This window comes from Candidatus Ancaeobacter aquaticus (assembly GCA_030765405.1).
Taxonomy (GTDB): domain Bacteria; phylum Auribacterota; class Ancaeobacteria; order Ancaeobacterales; family Ancaeobacteraceae; genus Ancaeobacter; species Ancaeobacter aquaticus.
The window spans coordinates 14,872-37,451 of the sequence record JAVCCP010000022.1 but is presented as its reverse complement, the minus strand read 5'-3'; the positions used below and the strand labels follow the sequence as shown (position 1 = coordinate 37,451).

18 protein-coding genes and 1 tRNA gene are annotated in these 22,580 nt (G+C 36.6%); 17 read left to right on the top strand and 2 right to left on the bottom strand.

Translation table 11 applies throughout. The features are described from left to right. Positions 1-137 precede the first annotated feature (137 nt). A complete protein-coding gene (locus tag P9M13_02400) occupies positions 138-1,289 on the bottom strand; it encodes an aminotransferase class I/II-fold pyridoxal phosphate-dependent enzyme (protein ID MDP8262138.1) in 1,152 nt (383 codons plus the stop codon). 20 nt (positions 1,290-1,309) lie between these two features. Then, positions 1,310-1,795, bottom strand: a complete 486-nt coding sequence (locus tag P9M13_02395) for an Lrp/AsnC family transcriptional regulator (GenBank protein ID MDP8262137.1) — start codon at positions 1,793-1,795, stop codon at positions 1,310-1,312. A gap of 122 nt (positions 1,796-1,917) precedes the next feature. Between P9M13_02395 and P9M13_02390 the strand changes: the two genes are divergently transcribed. The 17 genes from P9M13_02390 (at position 1,918) to xerD (ending at position 22,470) form a co-directional block, all read left to right on the top strand. Next, positions 1,918-3,054: a glycosyltransferase gene (locus P9M13_02390; protein ID MDP8262136.1), complete on the top strand. Its 1,137-nt coding sequence runs from the start codon at positions 1,918-1,920 to the stop codon at positions 3,052-3,054. Next, a complete protein-coding gene (locus P9M13_02385) occupies positions 3,032-3,883 on the top strand; it encodes a lysophospholipid acyltransferase family protein (GenBank protein MDP8262135.1) in 852 nt (283 codons plus the stop codon). Before P9M13_02390 ends, P9M13_02385 begins: the two co-directional genes overlap by 23 nt. Continuing rightward, a complete protein-coding gene (locus tag P9M13_02380; GenBank protein ID MDP8262134.1) occupies positions 3,883-4,557 on the top strand; it encodes a glycosyltransferase family 2 protein in 675 nt (224 codons plus the stop codon). The genes P9M13_02385 and P9M13_02380 overlap by 1 nt, the downstream gene beginning before the upstream one ends. After that, positions 4,532-5,209 (top strand): protein-L-isoaspartate(D-aspartate) O-methyltransferase, encoded by a 678-nt coding sequence (locus tag P9M13_02375; protein MDP8262133.1) that lies wholly within the window; start codon positions 4,532-4,534, stop codon positions 5,207-5,209. Before P9M13_02380 ends, P9M13_02375 begins: the two co-directional genes overlap by 26 nt. 139 nt (positions 5,210-5,348) lie before the next feature. Then, entirely contained in the window at positions 5,349-5,621 is a 273-nt protein-coding gene (locus tag P9M13_02370; GenBank protein ID MDP8262132.1) for a GIY-YIG nuclease family protein, read from the top strand. A 57-nt stretch (positions 5,622-5,678) separates the two neighbouring features. Next, positions 5,679-5,752: transfer RNA gene (locus P9M13_02365), tRNA-Pro, on the top strand. Positions 5,753-6,148: 396 nt separating this feature from the next. Beyond that, the gene (locus P9M13_02360) at positions 6,149-11,329 is read left to right on the top strand and encodes a hypothetical protein (protein MDP8262131.1); all 5,181 of its coding nucleotides are present in this window, start codon (positions 6,149-6,151) and stop codon (positions 11,327-11,329) included. 90 nt (positions 11,330-11,419) lie between these two features. After that, a complete protein-coding gene (locus tag P9M13_02355; GenBank protein MDP8262130.1) occupies positions 11,420-15,619 on the top strand; it encodes a hypothetical protein in 4,200 nt (1,399 codons plus the stop codon). A gap of 220 nt (positions 15,620-15,839) precedes the next feature. Then, positions 15,840-16,121 (top strand): acylphosphatase, encoded by a 282-nt coding sequence (locus P9M13_02350; GenBank protein ID MDP8262129.1) that lies wholly within the window; start codon positions 15,840-15,842, stop codon positions 16,119-16,121. Between the two features lie 33 nt (positions 16,122-16,154). Further along, entirely contained in the window at positions 16,155-16,880 is a 726-nt protein-coding gene (locus P9M13_02345) for an ABC transporter ATP-binding protein (GenBank protein ID MDP8262128.1), read from the top strand. After that, a complete protein-coding gene (locus P9M13_02340) occupies positions 16,877-17,647 on the top strand; it encodes a hypothetical protein (protein ID MDP8262127.1) in 771 nt (256 codons plus the stop codon). The genes P9M13_02345 and P9M13_02340 overlap by 4 nt, the downstream gene beginning before the upstream one ends. A 16-nt stretch (positions 17,648-17,663) precedes the next feature. After that, on the top strand, positions 17,664-18,518 hold the full coding sequence (locus P9M13_02335; protein MDP8262126.1) for a hypothetical protein: 855 nt from the start codon (positions 17,664-17,666) through the stop codon (positions 18,516-18,518). A gap of 16 nt (positions 18,519-18,534) precedes the next feature. Then, positions 18,535-19,500 (top strand): HD domain-containing protein, encoded by a 966-nt coding sequence (locus P9M13_02330; protein ID MDP8262125.1) that lies wholly within the window; start codon positions 18,535-18,537, stop codon positions 19,498-19,500. 24 nt (positions 19,501-19,524) lie between these two features. Continuing rightward, complete coding sequence (locus P9M13_02325) at positions 19,525-20,244, top strand: metallophosphoesterase family protein (GenBank protein ID MDP8262124.1); 720 nt, start codon at positions 19,525-19,527, stop codon at positions 20,242-20,244. 343 nt (positions 20,245-20,587) lie between these two features. Then, entirely contained in the window at positions 20,588-20,944 is a 357-nt protein-coding gene (locus P9M13_02320; protein MDP8262123.1) for a VanZ family protein, read from the top strand. Next, positions 20,944-21,576 (top strand): MBL fold metallo-hydrolase, encoded by a 633-nt coding sequence (locus tag P9M13_02315; GenBank protein ID MDP8262122.1) that lies wholly within the window; start codon positions 20,944-20,946, stop codon positions 21,574-21,576. The genes P9M13_02320 and P9M13_02315 overlap by 1 nt, the downstream gene beginning before the upstream one ends. A 6-nt stretch (positions 21,577-21,582) precedes the next feature. Beyond that, positions 21,583-22,470, top strand: a complete 888-nt coding sequence (gene xerD / locus P9M13_02310; protein ID MDP8262121.1) for a site-specific tyrosine recombinase XerD — start codon at positions 21,583-21,585, stop codon at positions 22,468-22,470. Positions 22,471-22,580 lie beyond the last annotated feature (110 nt).

The window sequence follows — 22,580 nt, the reverse complement described above, 5'->3', positions numbered from 1 at the left end:
CCTAGATTTTCGCGGATAAATCCTTCAAAATCGTAAAGAAGGGGGGATAATTTCCCCTACGGGGACTCAATCCTTGGAAACGTTTCTCGTTTCCTAAGGGCGACTAAGCAAAATTCACAGTGCTTTGCCTGTGACTTTTACAGTCTCATTAAGAATTGTTCGATTCTATTTAATGCTTCTTTGAGGCGCTCGATACTTGAAGCGTAGCTGATACGAATATTGCCTTCTCCCGAATCACCAAAAGCATTTCCCGGGACTACCGCAACTTTCTCTTTTTTAAGGAGTTTTTTGCAGAATTCCATAGAACTCATGCCTGTTTTCTTAATAGAGGGAAACGCGTAGAAAGCGCCGTCCGGCATATGACATTTTAAGCCGATTTCGTTCAAACGTTTTACCACATAATGCCTTCGCATATCATATTCTTTTTTCATATAGCTGACATCGTTCTGAGAATGTTTTAACGCTGTTATGGCTGCTAACTGACTTGGTGTGTTTACACACATGATAGTATATTGATGAATCTTTGTCATAGCATTTACTATATCTTCGCTGCCGCAAACATATCCTACACGCCATCCGGTCATAGCATACGTTTTTGAAAACCCGTTTAAATAAATAAGTTTCTCTTTAATTCGTGGAAATGAGCATAATGATGTGTGAGTAAAATCGTATGTTAGTTCATCATATGTTTCGTCGCTAATGATGTATGCATCGTGCTTATCTATGATACGAGCGATCTCTTGTATTTCCTTCTCACTATATGACATTCCTGTAGGATTAGAAGGATAGTTGAAAAGAACCGCTTTAATACCTTTTTCTATCTCTTTTTTGAGTGTTTCAGGTGGTATTTTGAATCCATCTTTTTCTTTTGTGCTCACTAAAACAGGGATGCCGCCCGCAAGAGTTACCAGTGGCTCATATGATACGTAGCATGGTTCCGGTATGAGGACTTTATCGCCCGGGTTAATAATAGCTCTTAGGGAGAGGTCAAGGCCCTCACTGACACCGACGGTGATAAGTATTTCGTTATCATAATGGTAGGCCGCATTATATTTTTTCTTTAGAAAATGGGATAGTTCTTTTCTGAGCTCTTCGTGACCTTTATTTGATGTGTAAGACGTGTATCCTTTTTCAATAGAGTATATGGCGCTTTCTCTAATATTCCATGGGGTGACAAAATCTGGTTCGCCGACACCAAGAGAAAGAATATCTTTTGATCCCATAACAAGATCAAAAAATGCCCGTATGCCAGACGGTTTTAAATTGTGTGCTTTATCAGATATATTCATATTTACTTATTACTTTTGCCTTAAAATGATATTGGTATTCTTTTATCGTCGACGGGTCCATCAAATGTAACCCCGTTCTCTTTATATTTTTTTAGCAAGAAATGTGTTACCGTTCCCTTTACGTGGTCCATAGGGGAGAGTTTCTCTGTAACAAATCTTCCGATTTCCAGAAGGTCTTTACCTTCAACAACGAGCAGGAGGTCATATCCGCCTGAAAGTAAATAACAGCTTGTTACCTCAGAGAATTTATATATACGTTCAGCAACCGCATCAAAACCTTTAGCTTTTTCAGGAACAATTTTTACTTCAATAATCGCTTTAATTGTTCGTGATGCACGATCAATTTTATCTTTATTAATAACTGCTTTATAGGCAAGAAGTGTTCCATTTTTTTCATACTGAGAGATCTTTTTCTTTATTTGTGCTACTGTCATGTCGGTCATTTTTGCAATTTCTTGTGGTGTTGTGCGCGCATCTTTCTCTAATATGTGCAGAATCTTATCCATAATATCCCCCTATGTTTCATGCATCATAACAAAAAATGCTGAAATACCAAAGTAAAAACCCTTAAAGTTCTGTCTCATTTTTGTTGACGTTGAACAAAAAAAGAATTATAACAAAGGCTCTTATGAGTAACAGAAATATATTTATATTGTATATAACAAAAAATTCCGGCCATCACATGGCTGCACGATCAATTGAACGTGGTATAAAAAAGCTGGATAAAACGGTCAATCCCATGACGGTTGATTCATTCCGGTATACTAATCCGATACTTGAGAGAGTTATCACAAAAACATACCTGCAAGTCATTAAGAATACTCCTGATATATGGGATTATCTCTACGATAATAAAGGGTTTAAAGATAAAACTGAATATATCAGGAATATGGTGTATAAATTTAATTCTGAGAAACTTAAGAAGCTGATTGCTTTTAAGAAACCTGAGCTTGTTATTTGTACTCAGGCATTTCCGTGCGGGACAATCTCTGATTTTAAGCGCACATCAGGTATAGATCTGCCGCTTGTGGCCGTTGTAACTGATTTTGCCGCGCATTCTTACTGGATACACGATAATGTTGATCTGTATATTGTTCCTACCGAGGAAGTAAAGATGAGCCTCATTGAACGGGGTGTCTACGAGGAAAGAATAAAAGTTCTTGGTATACCTATAAGCCCATATTTTAATGGCAATGTATCGAAACAAGAAACGCGGGAAAAACTTGGCTTGTCTGCTGATGAACCACTGGTGCTTGTTATGGGTGGGGGGCAAGGGTTAGGGCCAATAAAGAAGATTGTTACCGAACTCGATAAACTTGATGTGCCATTACAAATCGCAGTTGTAACGGGCGTAAATAAGCTTTTATATCAAAATATGATTCGAAGAAATAATAAAACAAAGAAACGTGTACGGGTATATGGATATGTTAAAAACATTTATGATCTTATGCATGTGTCAGATATTCTTGTAACTAAACCCGGTGGATTGACAACGTCTGAAGCGCTTGCTGTTGGGCTTCCTATGATAATAATAAATCCATTGCCCGGGCAGGAGATGAAAAATACTGATTATTTAATACGACAGAATGTCGCTCTTGTCGCAAGTGGCAAGAAACATGTTTCAACACTCGTAAACGAATTATTGCAAGATAGTGAAAAGCTGACAAAAATGAAAGAAAATGCATTTCGACTGTCAAAACCAGAATCATCACTCGATATTGCTAAAGAAGTACTCAAATACGATGCTCAACTACTTCATATTTAAGGTTATCAGGTTCTTATCTAAACTCATTCCTTTCGTTATCGGGGATAAACTCTGCGTAGGTGGCGGCACTCTATGGTATCTACTCGATAAAAAGAGACGTAACAACGTAGAAGCAAATATTTCGCTTGTTTGCCATTATGTAAGTGATGGTTTCTCAAAAAAAAGAATAACGAAGCTATCAAAATCAGTCTTTGTAGGTTTTTATACGTATTTATACGAGTTTTTTCGTTGTGACCCCATTACGCCAGAGTGGATTAAAGAAAATGTTGAAGTTACGGGTAAAGAGTATATTGATGAGGCGTTAAAAAATAAAAAAGGTGTTATTGCGCTCACGCTCCATGTGGGGAACTGGGAGCTGGGTGCGAGAATAACCGCTGCTTTAGGCTACCCCCTGTATGCTGTCGCTTTACCATTTAAAAATAAAAGTGTATCAAGATTATTTACAAGACAAAGAGAAGAATGTGGAGTACACTCAATTGAAGTGGGAAACGCGGTAAAAGATGTTCTTGGTGCCTTAAAGAAAAACGCGCTTGTAGCACTTTTAGCTGATTATGTACCGACCGATAAGGGTGTTAAGGCGACTCTCTTCGGTGAAAGCGTACACTTTTCCAGAGGTCCGTATGCATTATCAGTGAAAACGACATCTCCAATTGTGCCGTGTATTCTCGTTCGTGGCGGAAAGAAAAGATTCCGTCTCTTGTTTGAAAAACCTATTTTGTGTGATACTGAAGAAGCATGTGTGAGAGAAGTTATGAATGTTTCGGAAAAGCTTATATTGAATAATCCAGGACAGTGGTGTTTGTTTAGAGATATTAGAAAGGGTTCTTGATGAAAGTATGTGTTCTTGTTCCTGTTTATAATGAAGAAAATCATCTTAGAGAACTGTTAGATGGTGTTAAGACAGTTATTTCGGATATTATAGTTGTTGACGATGGCTCAACAGACAAAAGCAGTGCAGTTGCTGAGTCAGCTGGTGTGCATGTTATCCGCCATGAAACAAATAGTGGAAAGGGTGCAGCACTTAAATCAGGATTTGATTATGTATCAAAAGGTGACTGGGACGCAGTAATAACTATTGATGGTGACGGCCAGCATGACTACAATGAAATCAATACGTTTATTGATAGGGCAGGTGAAGCAGATATCTTGATCGGTAACAGGCTCGATGACACAAAATCAATGCCGATAATCCGTCTGTGGACAAATCAGTTTACATCGAATGTGGTATCAAAAATCGCCGGGCAGAAGATTCCTGATTCACAATGCGGTTTTCGTTTGTTTCATAAACGAGTATTAGGGCATATCGACCTAAAGACTGTCCGATTTGATTCTGAGTCTGAAATACTCATAAATGCGTCACAAAAAGGATATACAATAGCGTCTGTTCCTGTGCGCACCATATACGGTACAGAGGAAAGTAAAATTTGTCCTTCTCGTGATGTTGTACTCTTTTTTAAACTCGTATTTAAAAGCCTTTATGTTTCAAAGAAAAAGAAAAAATAATCCAGATTACGACTTTGCGAATAAAATAGAGCACATGATAAGTACGCAGCTTATTCCTCGCGGTATTACTTCTGAGACAGTGTTAAATGCTTTTCGCACAGTTAGGCGAGATCTCTTTCTCGACGATCAAGAAAAAGAGTGTGCATACAAAGATTATCCTCTATCAATTGGGTACGGGCAGACAATATCTCAACCATTTATGGTTGCATTAATGACACAATGCCTTGAGGTTACCAAGGACGACAAAGTCCTTGAGGTTGGTACCGGTTCCGGATATCAAACGGCAATTCTTGCAGAACTCGCAAAAGAAGTTTATACGGTGGAACGATTAAAAGATCTTGCTGAGTCTTCAGAAACACTTCTGAAATCATTGGGATATAATAATGTAAAAATGTATACTGGTGATGGAACGCTTGGGTGGAAAGAATACGCGCCATACAATAAAATAATAGTTACCGCTGGGGCAACTAAAATCCCTGATGCTCTTACTAAACAGCTTTCTGATAACGGTGTAATGGTAATACCTGTCGGAGGGCAGTATTCACAAGAGCTTATTGTCGCGACAAAAAATCAGGGGAAATTGCAGACGCAGTCCGTATGCGGCTGTGTTTTTGTGCCTCTCATCGGTAAAGACAGCTGGGAAAATTACTAATTAATGTTATGTAATGGGTACAACAAAATTACATAAAAAGATGTTTCAAAAATGGAGCATCTTTTATATTATATAGATGAATCTTTTCGGGGCGTGGCTCAGCCTGGTAGAGACGCCCCGATCAGAATCGGGGAGGTCGATGGCCAATAGTATGTATTATGTTTATATTTTGAGAAGTTTAAAAAATACAAGGTATTATATTGGTTGCACAAATAATTTAACGAGACGTTTGCATGAGCATAATTCTGGACAGACAAAAGGAAATAGGTATTACGGTCCTTTCGAAGTAGTATATAAAGAAACATATGCTGCAGCAACTGATGCCAGGAAAAGAGAATATTATATAAAGTCTCAGAAAAGCAGAATATTTATAGAAAACCTTATTAAACTGGGCGTGGCTCAGTCTGGCTAGATACGCCCCGATCAGAATCGGGAAGGTCGTGGAACAGAATTGATATGTATTATTATTCGGGGCGTGGCTCAGCCTGGTAGAGCGCTCGGTTCGGGACCGTGAGGCCGGTGGTTCGAATCCACTCGCCCCGATAGTTTTGCTATATTTATTTTCTTTTTAATAAGTATAAGCACCTAAGTGTTAACTGTTTGTGGTTGTTCTAGTCTCACTGATTTGTGTGGTTTATATCTGAAATCGCTATGCTATTTCAGCTTGGTACGCATCGATTCCATCTCCCCTCTCGGATAAATCCTCCAAAATCGTAAAGCAGGGGGGATAGTTTCCCTTTCGAGGACCAAAGCCTTGGAAACGCTACCCGTTTCCTAAGGGCGACTGTGTAAAATTCACTGTGCTTTGCCAGTGACTTTTCTTTACCGTCCCACTATTGACATCTCCCTTTTTATCAGGTATACTGTATGTAGTTAAACTGTATGTGTTCAATTGGTTACTGTTAAAGATCGTACGCTTTCTGAAAAGAGGAGGGTGTTGTGCAATTGTATAGGAATACGTTATATATAAAGATTATGGCGATATGTCTTTCCCTATGCATATCAGTTAATATGCCCAGTATCTTGTTTGCTGACTACTTAGCTCCGTCCTCAACAATACAAGATAAAGAAACTATTGATGATTTTACAAGTAGGATACTTCAAGTAAAATTAACTGAAGATAAACCAATTGATATTGTAAATGGCAGGTCATTACTCAAAAGGGGAACTGCAGCAGCTGTCTTATTTATGGTTTTTGCGGTGCCGCTGATGGCTGTGGCCGGTGACTGGACAATCAGCGGGGCAGTAGATCAAATTTTTAACTGGAAATTATTGGCGGTTGTCGCAATCGGTGCACTTGCTTTTCTTGGTAAAGATATCGTGCGTCGTGTATTTGCTTGGATTTCAAATGAATTTAAGAAGATGCATATAAAAACAGATGAAACAGTATGGGATATTGGCATTCATAGCGTTGCTGAAGCTGCCCGCATTTCATTGTATCCGAATGATGATACAATCCTCAAATGGCATGTCAGGAGGGTTTCTACGTTAGCCGTTATGGTTGCCTCGCGCTTTAATTTTACCTCAGATCAAATTCGAGCACTTAAAATGGCAGGCCTAACCCATGATGTATGGAAACGTATAGATGAAGTGCAAAATATCATAAAACGCCCCGGTAAACTTTCCTCAGAGGATTCCGCAAAATTAAAGACGTATGAGAATAAGTCAGTAGGAATAATTGAAAGCAATTCGCAACTCATAAAAACCACACCTGAAGAAATGTGGCTGGTAAAATACCATAAAATGCCATGGAAAATGCTCGCAGATGAAGATGTCGATGTAGGCACTTTAAAGAGTATGTTCTTTTTGACAACTCTTTTATATGTTGTAAATAAGATAGATACAGCCTCTGATAAATCTCATCCTTATCGTGATCTAATAGCAGTCCCGGAAATGCAGCAATATATTGATAGTGTAATAAAAGATGTTTTCAGTAAAACTGAAAAATTTCTTGATAGTGACACAAGCAAGATTGAGGGCAGGAAAAAGTTTGCTGAAAACCTCAAAAATGAATATAAGAGTTTTCTTAATAAACTTACACCCGCAATATATGGGGTATTCAAAAAACGAGAAGAACTTATTGATAAAGAAACCAGTGGCATGAATGTTAAGGAGAAAGTTGAACATATAGTGAGAATGAATTCGCGAATGGATCGTTTTATTGCTCAAACCCCGGAAATGATGCTTGATCGTTTAAATATGGATAAAGAAAATCTTAATTATATAGAAAGTGTAATGGATCAATTGACAGATAAAGATATAGGAGAAGCCCCGCTTGTAAAAATATATAACAACAAATATATCGCCACAGAATCAATAGAAGAATTGACTCAGGCAGGATTAATTTCGCGATTTGTAGGTAAAGGCGGTCAAAAAATCTATATTGATAAAACTGATAGCAGTAAGCTTCTTCTTAATGATGATTTTGAAACTGTTTTGTTTGGGGATGATGCCGGTAAGTCTAAGCGGGCCTTTTGTAAAAGAGCAACATGTGCTGAATTGGAAAAAAAAGGATTGTATGTTTATTGGCTTGATAGAAATGGAGAAATGATTTTGATTGAAACAGCATTTTTTGATGAAGCAGCAAGTATAAAAGGCGGGTACAGGGATGTGCCGCTTACGTTGGCATCCGACACGCATAAAGTAAGAATATTAGTAAGTGATATAGATGACCTGGAGAGAAGAAATAAACTGTGCAGGGGCTTTGATAAAGAAGGCGTAATTGTTTATTGGCCGTACGATATTGCTATGGACTCAATATCTAATGATAACTTTATACGTATTTATGAAAGAAAAGCTAGTGGAGAAGTTGCTGTTCGCATCATGATCGTTAAAAAAGAAGATATAAGCGTACTGCTTGATAAAGATATTTTTGTTCCGGTAAATACAGGTCATAATAAATTTGTTTACTTATATAAAAACATGACTGAACTTTTAGCGTCTGAGGGAGAGATAATCCCTGTAAGCGGATTAGAAGAAAGTGATATCGAAATTGGATATGTTTCGAAAGAGTATTTTAATCAGCTGAAATCTGAAGATAAAATAAAATCAGTGGTTGAACGCATATTGACTGATCCTGATACTGGTGAAGCGTCTCCAGGGGCGGGGTATGTGTATAATGATGTAATTCCGTCTTTACTTGAAAAAAATCTGATAGCTAAAGCGTACATAACTCCAAAAACATTTAAATATGTATCAAAAAGCGTTATTGGTGAGTTGTTGGATATTGGGTGGGCAAGGTATGCGGTAATGAGCAAGAAAGACAGGGCATCATTCAAAGGAAATACTATTTTGGTTTATCGAGATGGTTTGAAGGATGTTAATCTTAGAAATGGTATGAGGACGTATGTCGTATCATCCTTAATTAAAAAGTTCGATGACCCGGAAGCTAAAGAAAGCATACAGGCAGCATTTGAAATAGCGAATGCTCAGTATGGTAATAAAGAAAAGAAGGATGGTGGTTTTCTTATAGATGATGCGTTGAATCTTGCAATAATTGTTACAGAACCTGTAGATGTTAAAGTAGGTCATGAGGTAACAGTGGCCGCGTTGCTATTTGCTATAGATAGGAATAAAGTTAAAACGCGCAAAATAAAAAAGATACCAGATATAGTGTGGAGATGGATAAAAACTTTTCAAGAATTGAATAGTCTGGAATTTATGCCGCCATTAAGAAAAAGAATAAAAGTAAAAGAGATATACATGCAAAATTTCAAAAATTACTTAACTAAATATGTTGGGGATACAGTTGAGCCATTGTTGCTATTAATGGCATATCGGATAAATCAATTTCTTTCAGCAAGAGAAGAAATGGGAGCTGATTTTTATAACCGCTATAACCTTTTGATAAATATATATTCCATACTTTCAGAACAGCTTGGGTTAACACATTTTTCAAATACTATGAAAAATCTATCCTGGCGTAATGTCCATAAAAAACAGTATAGAGCTATTTTGCGGCAGATAAATATAACATTTGGTGTGCATTATAAAGATCTTTCTGTGTTTGCGGATATATTTAACGCGCAGATTAAAAATGAAATAAAAGAGTTAGAGGTAAAGTTGGACAAAAAGATTGATGCAGAAGTGACTTTTTGTGTTAAAGATCCGAGCAGTATTGATGAAAAGATAAAATATTATGCTGAAGATCGCGGCCGATCATACAAAAACTCATTAGAAGGTATTGCCGATCTACAGGATCTCCTGCGCGGAACAATTGTTGTAAAAAATGAAGAGGATCTTATTCTTTTAAGGAAATTGCCGTTTCTTCAAAGAATATCACCCGGGGAGAAGTTTTATTCAACCGCTGTTGCTAGAAAAGTTTCCGGTAATTTGCCGGCACTTCAAGACTTAATAGATGAAAAAATAATGCAGCAGGTAATCGGTGAATATAAATCGCCAAGTATTGTAAAAAGCGCTTTGGAAAGATTTGCTCAGGCGAGATTAGCAGGGAAAAAGTTACCGGTTGAGCTGCAAATGCAGACACCCGACATGCATAGAAAGGGATTTACCGGCACTATGTTGCATGCATTTTACAAGCTCAGAAAACTGGGATATGATTTAGATGCAGCTAACGTAGTTTATGACTCTACCACAGATCTTAAAACACGCATCCTCAGGATAAATAGTGAACCGCAAATCGCCAATAGTGAATTTGTTAGATTTAGATATAAAAAGAAAATGAAACAAGGAAAGTATATTATTATTGAGTTTATTCATGGTGTTCCAAAAAATGTGTCAGATAAGAACGATACGAGGCCCAAGATTATTGATATTCTTACCAGAAGAGATATTAGAATATTTAAAAATTACATACTTAAACCGTCAAGAATTCTTATAAACGGTAAATTAATAACGAATTTTTCTGAAAAGTTGGTAACAGGTGATGTGGTAGAGATACAAGAAGGAGAACCTAGTTTTGCGCTACAAAGGCAGTTGAATAAAATTATTCCATATATTGAAAGCGGGAAAGGAACCAAGAAAATGGCTTATAAATCATTACCTGCAACCAATTTGCAGTCTAGGGTCGCGGTAATGGTGCTCCTAGAGGGTGTTTCAGATGAGGGTCTTGAGGAAATATACCAATCTAAGCTTGATCAATTGAGGCATAGAATTACCGCCGAATCATATTCGCAAGTGATGTTGACAGATGACGAAATAGCTTCATCTCTTAAGTTTTACAATATGATGAATTGGGGTTTCAGAAGAGCAAATCTTTTGCAGGAATGCTGTTTAGCCATGCATTTTGGACTGCTTGATATTGATGAAGTTGCCAATATCGTTTTTAGCGGTCGAGGATGGAAAATACTACATGATGACGATATTGAAATAATACCTGATAATATGGAAGCTATTTTTAGGGCCGCAAACGAGCTTCGATGGGATTCTGCAGAACTTAAATCTTTGGATGATCGTATAGCTCTTTATGTTTTATTAGGGTCCGAAAAGATAAAAATAATTGATATTATAGAGAATTTAGAGAGTTCAGGAAAAGAGCGGATATCAAAAGCAGGATTAGAGCTGCATGAAATTGATGTAAAAGAGACCATAAAACCGTTAATAATTCCTAAATTATCAATGTATGCTAAATACAAAATAGATGATCCTGACCGTATAGCGGCTATTGAGGTTGGAAAAGATAGTGGTTTTCTATTAAAATTAAAAGAGATAATTAGAAAAAGAGGTTCTTCAATATTAAAAGATCATAATATCTCAGCAAATAACCCTGTATTTTTGGATGCACTCAGCAGTCTTTTGTTACATGGAAAAACAGAAATGACTAAAGATGAAATTGCCAAAAAGATACAGTTGGATCTTGGATGTAAAAAACTGTCTATAGACAAGGTAATTAGAAAATGTACCGCACATGGAAGGGAAATAATGAGCACGGAAAAAGCAATAGATTTTGGGAATGCGGATGTTTTTGAGGGGCTAAAGCCGCTTGGAATATTTTCTAAAGATATGCCAGAAAAAGAAATGGCAAAAAAAGTCGCTATAGAGATTGGGAAAGGCAATGTCTCTGTAGAAGAGATACTTAAATTATTAACAAAGCCGGCAGAACTTCCAAGGGTTATAACACCTGTTCCCATATCAAAAATTCTTACAGGAAACGCTGCATAATGTAACATATGTAGGCTGTATATAGTTAAAGTATTTATATGCAATGAGTTAGTTTAAAAAGATTGTGCGCTTTCCAAAAAGGAGGACGCTGTGTTATTGTTTGTTAGGTTATATAAGAATACATTCTGTATAAAATGTGTAGCGTACTGTGTTATGCTATGTTTACTGCTTCAAATCCCGCTTATTGTATATGCTGACTATTTTACACCTTCATCAAAAGTCTCAGAATCTAAATATGTTCTCGCGCCGCAATCTATCTTTAATAATTTATCTAAAGATAAATTCATGGATCTATTCAACAGGCTTTTTTCTTTTCTGGCAAAAAAAGCGGGATCATCAACAGCCCCAGACAATATTTTGTTCAAACAATTTGTCGAGGGAGATATCGATGTTGGCATGGAAAGTATTCCTATAAGAAAAAAAGGTTATATTGATTTTATTGAAAAAGTTGAATTGGTGATGCAAAAAGATGTAGTAGTTATAAGGTTGGGTGAGAAAGGTGAGATGGTAATTGAAAAAGAACTTGAGCGGGGTTTCTTAAATGAAAGAATAAAAAGCCTTATAAAAACGTTGTTCAGAGTTTTGTCCATGAGGGCCCAAAGCGTATATAAGGAATTTCTTAAAGAAGTACGTTTTAGAATTTCTGAAAATGTTTTTAATCTTGCAGGTATTGATAGAGACGAAGCCGGTATATATGAAATAGTCATAGATAAGGTTATATTTGATTTGCCGGATGTGGATATTTATCCATTTATGACGCTTGCTATGAACCATGAGTTTAACCATCCACAGCTTCATGAAGAATTAACGGGACATGTGTATGATCCGCTTATAAGAGAAATGGCCGTGCTTCTTGCTGATTTGGATGTTTTTGAAAGGATGAACGAGGGAAACAAAGGAGAAGTAAGGAGAACATTATCTTTGTTAGCAAATAAAAAATATAACACAAAACCTTATTTGAATTTTCTTGATTCTGTAGATAAAGGTGTTAAAGAGAGGATAAGGGCAGCTTATTTGCTTGCAACGGATGAGTCTGTTAATCCAAGGCTGAGTTGGAGAATTAATGCGCTTTTAGAGAATTCTGTAGAAGTTGACGAGACAGAAGTAATAATTGATTTCAAGAAGGCTATAGAAGACTATGATTATAATAACATAGATATGATCTTTGACGAACCTATTAAGGTTGCGGATATTCTCGAGGATGTTTTTGAACAACCACTTATATGTTTTAGGGATGGATATTTACCTGATATATTTTCATCAATCGATTTGAAAAAGCAGGAATTTGGAGGCATTGTAGATGTTGATCTGGATAGTGCAATTCTTGATGAAGTAATTCCGGAAATGACTATCGTGGGCGGTAATGAAATTAGAATAAAACTGGAAGAAATACTGGCAAGTTCAGATTTTGATATGAAGCTAAAATCGCATGCTGCCAGAGCACTGCTTCTTTTATCAAGCAACAGGTCATTGCCGATGATAAGAAATCCCTTCTTTGGAAGGGCTATAGTTGATTATTTAAGACGAGTAAGAGAAAAAAAAGAAATAGTATTCAGTAAAGAACTATATGATGATGTAAGCTTTAAAATTATGCTGCTTGGAAATGTAAGGGTGTCCAGCCCTGATTTGTACAGGGAAATTAGATCAGAGTTGGTTTGGTGGTATTTGTATTCTGATAGTGCTGCCTGGGGCTTGGATTCTGATGATCGGCAAAAATACGATGAAGAAAAAAACGTCCAGCAAAGTGTGGCTAGAAAGATGAGCAAACTTGCCGCACGATCAATAGAAAATATCAGGAATAATCTATGTGATTACTTAGGTGAAAGCAAGGTCACAAAAAGAAATTGGAAGAGAAAAAATGAGTATATTACTGTTAGTAATGATCCCATAAATAAAAAAAGTGATGATGAAAAACTTATAAAAAGCGTAAGAAAACAACATGGGTATGTGAATGATAAAAGTGCTCGTAAAGAAATTATTGAAGACGTAAAAGCTTCAAAATTTGTTAAGCGAACTGTTCTAAAAGTTTTAGAGGATTCACTTTTTGTTAGGGAAGCGCTGTTTGTTATAAATGGTGTCTTGGTAAAAGAAGAGGATATCCAAAAAGTGTATATAAGTTATTTTGCCCGGGGAACACAAAAAAATAACTATTTAGCGCGAGTGGAAACTAAAGATGGTAAGAGCTATAAATTCTTAATAAATGTCATCAATCCAAGGATATTTACCGGAGAAATATATAAGGATGGATTCAAAGAAGGATGTATTGAGAAGGAGAAGATGTATCTGAAATTGATAGGAAATCCTAATGTAGAGACTTTAGGGTGTGAGAGAAAACAAGATGATATCTGTATTTGGACTGAGGAACTTCTTGATGGCGTAACTATGCATGAATATGTAAAGAAACATTCAAAATTGCCCCCGGAAGAATTTAGAAGATTTTGGAAGGACATAGTAAGAAAACATGTTGAAATACAATTTAGTCTGTTTGAGAAAAGCGCGCGTAAGCTGGCAAATAATGATGTTAATCCCTACAACACTACATGGAAAGACGGTAAGGGTAAAATAAATGATATAGGAAATATCATGCCGGATGCAAACTTGGCTCGCCTTATCGCAATTATATGTGGAAGAATGCAGGAGCTTGAAGAAATGTTTCCCACGTTGCAAAACAGCGCTGAAATGACGGATATATGCGATGGTGTGCTTGATGCTATTGGAGAAGTAAAAGGGAATCAGCTTTTAAAGGAATATGTTGACGGTGATCAGAGTCCTCAGCTAATTATGCCAATTACATTTAGAGGAAGAGATATTAGAGAGGAAGTTAAAAACTATCTAAAATCTGATGTGTATAAATATATTCCAAAGGAAGTACAGCGTCCAGCGACAGATGCCGAAATAGAAATTTCAATGGGACTGCCAAAGGCAGTAAATTTTGTAGTCTATGTTAAAAGAGGGCTTTATAAATTGGATCAATCACCATGGATATGGACGTGCTTAAATCTTAAGGAGTTAGAGATAAAGGGAATGGATCGCCCTATGTATAAAGCCTGTAAAGACATTTATGAAGCTATGAGAAAAGATTATAGTCTTTCGTGTCCGGAAAACCATAATGTATTGAATGCATTGGTGGATAGTGTCTCAGTAAAATATAACCTTGATCAAAGTGAAGTAAAACAATTGAGGTCAAGTGTGAGCTATGGTGAGGCAATCTATCAAATTAGCACTGATTTGTTCGGACGTACGCTAGAAAAAAATAAAATAAAACATGAAAAATATAAAAAAGAAATCGGATTGTTAAGTGAATTGGTTGTAAAACTAGCATTAGATCCTTCAAAAGCCGTTAGTTTATTACTTAAATTACAAGGTGACGATAAAATAATTGAAATGTTTAAAAAACTTACAGATAGACAGGATAAATCGTTGCTTGATCCAATGCAGCTGGTTTTATCAATTCTTGGACAGCTTACAGAGTTAGATCTGATTGCTCGCGAAAATTTAATCGATTTATTCAGGTATATGCCATTAGAAGACCAGATAAAGGCAGCACAGTTTAGTTATCCTGAAATTCTCGAGGATTTGATAACTAAGGATTATAAATTATTTGCTGATATTCTCAACGGTATGAGTGAAGATATTGTTGTTATGATTGTGCCGCAGTTAACGTTCAAAATAATACCTGCGAAGAATATTACAGTGGAAGAAACAGCATATATATTCAAGGAGTTGGATTTAAATATAGTAATAGATATGATTTTAGGTTTGACGGGATCAAGAAATATGGAGTTTTTGTGGGGATCATTATGGAGAGAATGGATCCATGATCGTATAACAAAAACAGAATATTATGAGCAGGAACTACATCCAATGGTTGGCCATCTTATCGACGAAGTCTGGAAAATTGATGTTAATAAGGCTGTAATGATTACTCAAACTTTGATTAATGGTCTGGATGAAGATTATTCTATTGGAAATTCATTTCTCGGAAGGCGAGAACTTATTAAAGGTAATATGCAGCGATACAATGATTTGATACTGGTTTTGAGTTCTTTATCTAGAGAAATTTTGTTAAATACATTCAGAAGAATGTATAAAACAGATAGAGATCAAATAATAGTATTTGGAAAAATGCTTAGATCTGCCGGTTATAAAGCGCAATTTGACAGAATATTAAACATACTAAATAGTGACGAAAGATTGCGGGGCATGTACGTAGAATTGTTATTAGAGGATGGAATTAAAGAGAAGTCATTGGAAGAAGAAACAGCTGTTGAAGTAGATTTGGCTGCATAATGAAAAAATGATGAACGTTGACTTTTAAGTGCTTATATTGAGATTGTCGTGCCACATGAGTCATGTACCACGCGACAACGTGGTCACGTGAACGCTGTGCTCCCCGTAATGACCGAATTACGATTTTTGCTCACAAAAGATCCATAGACTTATGTTTTAATGCATAGTATAATCTAAAGTAATATGTCGCGGTGTTATTATTAAAAATAAGGTGATTGTAGTGGCAGAGAATAAGCGGGTTAGCGCACTGTTTCACGGTGTAGTGCAGGGCGTAGGTTTTCGATTTACTGTTGTTCGCATATCGTATGATTATAATATTAAGGGGTTTGTAAAAAATCTTTTAGACGGTTCAGTAGAGGTTGTTGCTGAAGGAAATATGGAAATTTTAGAGCAATTTCTTCATAAAATAAAAACGGGTGAGTTGGAAAGATATATTAGATCTTCTGATATAGAATATTTTCCTGCTACCGGCAAATATCGTTCTTTTGGAGTAGAGTATTAACTTTAGTTTGCGTGAGATATGACGGGATAAATAATGAGTGATGGATCTATAATTGAATTTAATAATGTTACGAAGATATATTCTTCTGAAATGTTTTCGAGACATGTTGGAATTAATGACATAAGTATAAGAATTACTGAAGGTGTGTGTTACGGTTTAGTTGGCCCTAATGGGTCCGGGAAAACAACTATTATAAAACTTATACTTGGGCTTTTGTATCCAAATAAAGGCACAATTAAGCTTTTTGGTGAAACGCCAAAAACATCGCATAAAACGAGGATTGGATATTTACCTGAATTGACCTATTATTATGATTTTCTTACCCCTGAGGAAATTCTGTATTTTTTTGGCCGTTTGTATGGGATTACAGGAAAAAAATTAAAGACGAGAGTGAATGATGTTTTAAATACTGTGGATCTTTACAAATACCGAGAAAGAAAATTAAAAACATTCTCCAAAGGAATGTTGCAAAGATTAGGCGTTGCCCAATCAATTATTAATAACCCTTCATTACTCATTGTTGATGAACCTACCATAGGGCTTGATCCTGTCGGGTTGAAGGATTTTGTTAAAATGTTAGAGTCATTTAAGAATAATGGAGTAACAATAGTTTTCTCGTCACATCAACTTATGTATGCTCAAAAGCTCTGTGATACAGTATCAATATTAAATCAAGGGGCATTAATGAGAACAATTAATGCAAATGACATAGAATCATTAGAAGATCTTTACATTGCTACAATAGGCGGTGCAGAGTGAGGAGAATGCTTGTCATAGCGTATTACACATTTTTAGAGTGTATTCGAAATAAAGTACTTGTTGCCTTGTTTGTGTTTCTGATGCTTTCCGTATGCGCAGCGACTTTTTTTAAGTATATGACTCACGGCGAAGAAATAAAGCTTCTTAAAGACTTTATGCTTGGTTCTATCGCGATTATAGGTATCGTTGTTTCAATATTCCTGCCGATATCTGTTGTGTCTCTTGAAATGGAAAAGCATACATTATATGTGATACTTTCAAAACCGGTTAGGCGGTACGAATATATTGTCGCAAAATATCTTGGCGTTTTGTTTACGCTGGGCGTTACCTTCGTCTGTATGATACCTGTCTTTATGGCAATTCTATATGCTAAAGAAGGGATGATCGATTTCACTATTGTAAAACCAATAGTTCTTTTATTTTTTAAATTTTCTATTGTGACGGCATTTTCAATATTTTTTAATATTCTTACAACGACGCATGTTCTGGCAGTGCTTATCAGCATCATATTTTATATACTGGGGCATCTTTCCGTATATATCAGTGAGATAATTACAAGATATGTTGATTTTGCTCTATCAAAATCAGCATTACTTGTGATGGCACATTGTATACCGAATTTAGCTATATTTGATATATCAGATTCTATAGCGATTGGTATCGCTGTCCCGTGGATATATATTGTGAAGAGTGTTCTCTATGCGCTTATATATTCTTCTATAACATTGACCTTAGCATCTATTCATTTTAGTAAAAAAGACTTATAACAACGACAATAAGGTTATGATAAAAAGTATACTGTATATATATCGTATTTATATCATAGTCTTTATTTCGATGCTAATCGCATATCAGGTGCTCGCTCAATATGGTAACAGCCTTGAGAATGAGAGAATAGATAAAGGTTATGGGCTTAAACTGACACAAGTCTATTCAAATGAAGTTCCTTTGGGGGGATTTTTATCTGCGGCGCTTGTTTCAGGGTTTAGGGGTGTGGTGGCAGACCTCTTATGGTTGAAATGCGATCATTATTGGCATACAAGTCAATGGTATAAGCTTGTGCCTATGTATTATTTAATTACGAGATTACAACCGCAGTTTATACAACCATGGGTTATTGGCGGCTGGCATATGGCGTATAATGTCAGTCATAAAGTTGCGCATGAGGGGGAAGAAGATAATAAATCTGATTTACATGCGCACGATAACTGTGGAGAAGGTTGTTCTCATGAGACATCACTGAGATTGAAGACAATACCGCATGAGCCGCTTGTAAAAAAATGCCCCAGTGAATCAGATAAGGAACATGAAAGACAGAAGTGGGTTGATCGAGGAATATTATTTTTAAAAGATGGTTTGCAGTATAATGATAAGACGTATGAACTCTATTTTGAGTTAGGATGGTTGTATTACTATAAGGTAAAAGATTATAAAGAGTCTCTGTATTATTTTAAAAATGCTGTTGGGTATAAACATCCCTTATGGGTTGATCGCATGCTTGCACATGCATATGAAAAATGCGGTGATTATCGTGGTGCGTATGCGACGTGGGAAAAAGTGCTGAAGGCAAAAGATGGCGTTGATGGGCCGGCACAACGAATTCTTAAGAGATTAAAAAACAAAATGAGCGGAAGTTAATAATAAGGTGGTTATAATGAAAAAAGCTGAGAGCGATTTCGTTAAAAACATTGCGGTTGGAGATAAAGTCTCCAGTGTTTTTGTGGTTGCAAAGAAGGAGTATAAAGCTAAAAAAAATGGTGAACCGTACGTAGCATTAACGTTGTCAGATAAAACAGGCGCAATAAATAGTGTGCTATGGGACAATGTAAGTCCCGCTCGTGAAGTTTTGGATCAGAGTGATATTGTATGGGTTGAGGGAGATGTGGGTAATTATAACGGGCCGCAGTTAACTCTTAGGAATATAAAAATGATTAATGATGATGAATATTCCATTAGTGATCTTTTGAGGTCCGTTGAAGATATTGGCAAAATTGAGACAAGTATGATGAGTCTACTGGAAAAAATTCAAAACCCATGGATAAAAAAGTTTATAAGATCCATTCAGGATAATAAAGAATTTATGGGTAACTTTAAAAAGGCTCCCGGCGGCGGGAAGTGGCATCATTCTTATTTCGGTGGATTGTTTGAACATACGTATGAAGTGATGCAGTTATGTGATACAACGTGTGATCTGCACTCTGAGGTGGACAGAGATCTGTGTTTGGCGGGTGCATTTATCCATGATTGTGGTAAGGTTTTTGAATTGTCTTATGATATTACGTTCGATTATACTGATAAGGGGAGGCTCGTAGGGCATATTATTCAGGGAAATGATTATATAATGGGGCATATACAAGCTATAGATGGATTTCCAGAAGATATTGCAGTGAATCTGCAGCATATTATTCTCAGTCATCAAGGCGAATATGTGCAAAGGTCTCCTGTTCTGCCGCAAACATTAGAGGCATGCGTTGTGTATCATTGTGACAACCTTGATTCGCAGGTGAATGCGTATAAGAATGTTATTTGCGGTCCTCGTGAAGAAGGGCAAAAGTGGAGTAAATGGCTTACCATAATAAACAGACAGTTATTTCTTAAGAATGAGACAAATGATTCGTAGTATAGGTGCCGGGGAGTATAGAATATGAAATATGGGATATTGGGAGATATTCACAGTAATTTCGAAGCGTTAGAAACTGTTCACGCGTATTTAAAGGACAAGGTTGATAAGTTTGTTTCAGTCGGGGATATAGTGGGTTATGCGGCAAGTCCGAATGAATGTATCGAAGTGGTAAAAGGTTTGGGATGTCCAGTTGTAGCGGGAAACCATGATCAGGCCGTAACAGGAAAAACGGATATTACAAATTTTCATCCTTTTGCACGTGAAGCGGTTATATGGACAAAAAATGTAATCAAAAAGGAAAATTATGAATTTCTTGCATCCCTTGATCTTATAGCGCATGAAAATGATTTTAGTGTTGTGCATGCATCATTAGACATTCCTGACAAATGGACATACATCATGAGTATTGATGAGGCAGATATGAGTTTTCGTTTTCAAGAGACAAAAGTATGTTTTCTTGGGCATACACATTATCCCGGGATCTTTAGAAGTGACGGAATATTTATTCCGGTTGATGAAGGAGATTACCCATTGGCTGGAGACTACAAATTTATAGTGAATGTGGGAAGTATCGGTCAGCCGCGAGATGGAAATCCTGATGCGTGCGCAGTGATTTACGATACAGACACAAATAGCGTGAATGTTAAAAGATTACCCTATGAGATACAGCGAACGCAGGATAGGATAATAGATGCCAGTTTGCCGAAAATAATCGCTGAACGATTGTCTTTTGGAAGATAATGTACACTGGAAAAAATAAAAGGTATTTACCGTGATTCATTTTGTTGAGGGGTTGAGAAACAATAATATCCCCAATTTGGCTGAGCTGATTTTGGAGCGAAGCAAGGAACGAAGAGTGCCGCGTATCCCCTGCGATACGCAAGCGATGAGTGACGCAGTTGCAGCCCAAAAGCGGCCAGCCCCTCTGGGGAGGTCCATCTTTGGCCGTCTGCTTCGTTGCTCCTCCTTGACGTACCGCAAAGGGTACGCCAGCGTCGTCACGCCTTGCCTACGGCTCAAATCTGAGCCTCCAAATTGGGGATATTATTGTTTCTCAACCCCTAATTGGATGCCATCTCTATTGATGGCGATAGTGATTTTTGTTTTATCATCTTTTTCACTTAATTGTTTCTCTTCAGCGAGAATAGTTAATATAGATAAAATAATACATGTTCTTGTCTATGCACTTTTCGCACTTTTAATAAGAAGAAGTTTTATGTATTCTCGAAATGAATTCCTTAATAAATATGCAAATAGTGGCGCGATTATCTGTGCGGTAGTTTTTGGGATGAGCGATGAATTTCACCAGTATTTTGTTCCAGAAAGATATGCTTGTTTTTATGACGTGTGTGCTAATACTCTCGGTGCAGTGCTTTCAGTTACTATTCTGCAGCGAATACATTCTCAAAACAGAAATGCTAAAATATATATAGGTGAATAATGATTAAAAAGTTTGAAGTGGGACCTCTTGATGCGAATTGTTATGTGTTGAGCTGTGATGATACTAAATGTGCGGCGGTAGTAGATCTGGGCGGTACATCAAAAATGGTTTCTGATTATATTGTCAGTAATGACCTTACTGTACACTATCTTATTTGTACTCATGGACATTATGATCATATCGGCGGGATAGCTGATTTTAAAAAGAAATACGGAAAAGAAATTCCTGTGATGATTCATACTAATGATGTTGATATGTTTGTTCACCCTAAAAAGTATGTACCGCTTCTTGGTGTTCTTATCCCTGGAAATATCCCTCCTGATAAGGAGCTGTATGATGGTGAAGCTATCAAAATTGGCAATATGGAGATAAAGGTAATACATACTCCGGGGCATACTCCCGGTGGCGTTTCTTTGTACGATAAAAATGGTGGATATGTGCTTACGGGGGATACTCTTTTTCATGAAGGAGTTGGGAGAACTGATTTGGCTTATGGTTCATTTGAAGACTTAAAATGTTCGATTGAAAAGAAACTGTTTGTTCTTCCTGATGAGACGGTTGTTTATCCCGGGCATGGTTCGCATTCAACAATTGGTCATGAAAAACAACATAACCCTTATGTTGGGGAGTGAATACTTGTGAGAATAATATTAGATGAGTTTCTCATATATTTATCTTCTGAAAAGGGACTCTCAAAGAATACAATTGCGAGTTACCGGCATGATATTAATAAGTTTATCTTATATCTCGAATCACATAAAATAGATTCTTTTAATAATGTTCATCGTAACGATATTGTCGATTTCATAATGGATCTCAAGCAAAATGGTCTCAGTACCCCTTCAATAGCAAGGAATATTGTTTCAATTAAGCTTATTTTTCGCTTCATGATGAGAGAGCGGTTGATCGCTACGGATATTACCGGCACATTAGATTCTCCTAAAATGTGGAAAACATTGCCGGATACATTATCTGAAGAAGAAGTATTAAAAATACTCAACGGGCCTAATACAAAGAAACCTAAAGGAATACGTGATAAAGCAATATTGGAGCTAATGTATGCAACGGGAATGCGTGTTTCAGAAGTTGTTCATTTAAAAGTTACAGATGTAAATCTTGATGTAGGGTTTTTAAAATGTCTTGGCAAAGGATCTAAAGAAAGAATCGTTCCCGTTGGGTCTAAGGCGATAAAATATGTAATTGAATACCTTAATAAGGTAAGACCTCAAATGAGAAAAGAACTCATTACAACAGAGCTTTTTCTTACTCGTCTTGGTAAGGGGTTTTCTCGCCAGTCAATATGGAATATGGTAAAAGGTTATACATGTTCTGTGGGTATTACAAAAAATGTGACTCCTCATACATTGCGGCACTCTTTTGCAACACATCTTTTGTCCAATGGGGCAGAACTGCGAATGGTTCAGGAAATGTTGGGCCATGCTGATATATCTACTACGCAAATCTATACACATGTTGATAAAAATCGTCTCAAAAGTATTCATCGTGAGTTTCATCCGCGCGCCTAAAGGCTTCGCTTTCTTTTTGTTTTGCAAGTATTCGTAATGCACTGTGTGATAGATTGTTAGGGGTAATGCTCATCTCACGCCCATGAAATTTATTAATAAATTTCTCTGGG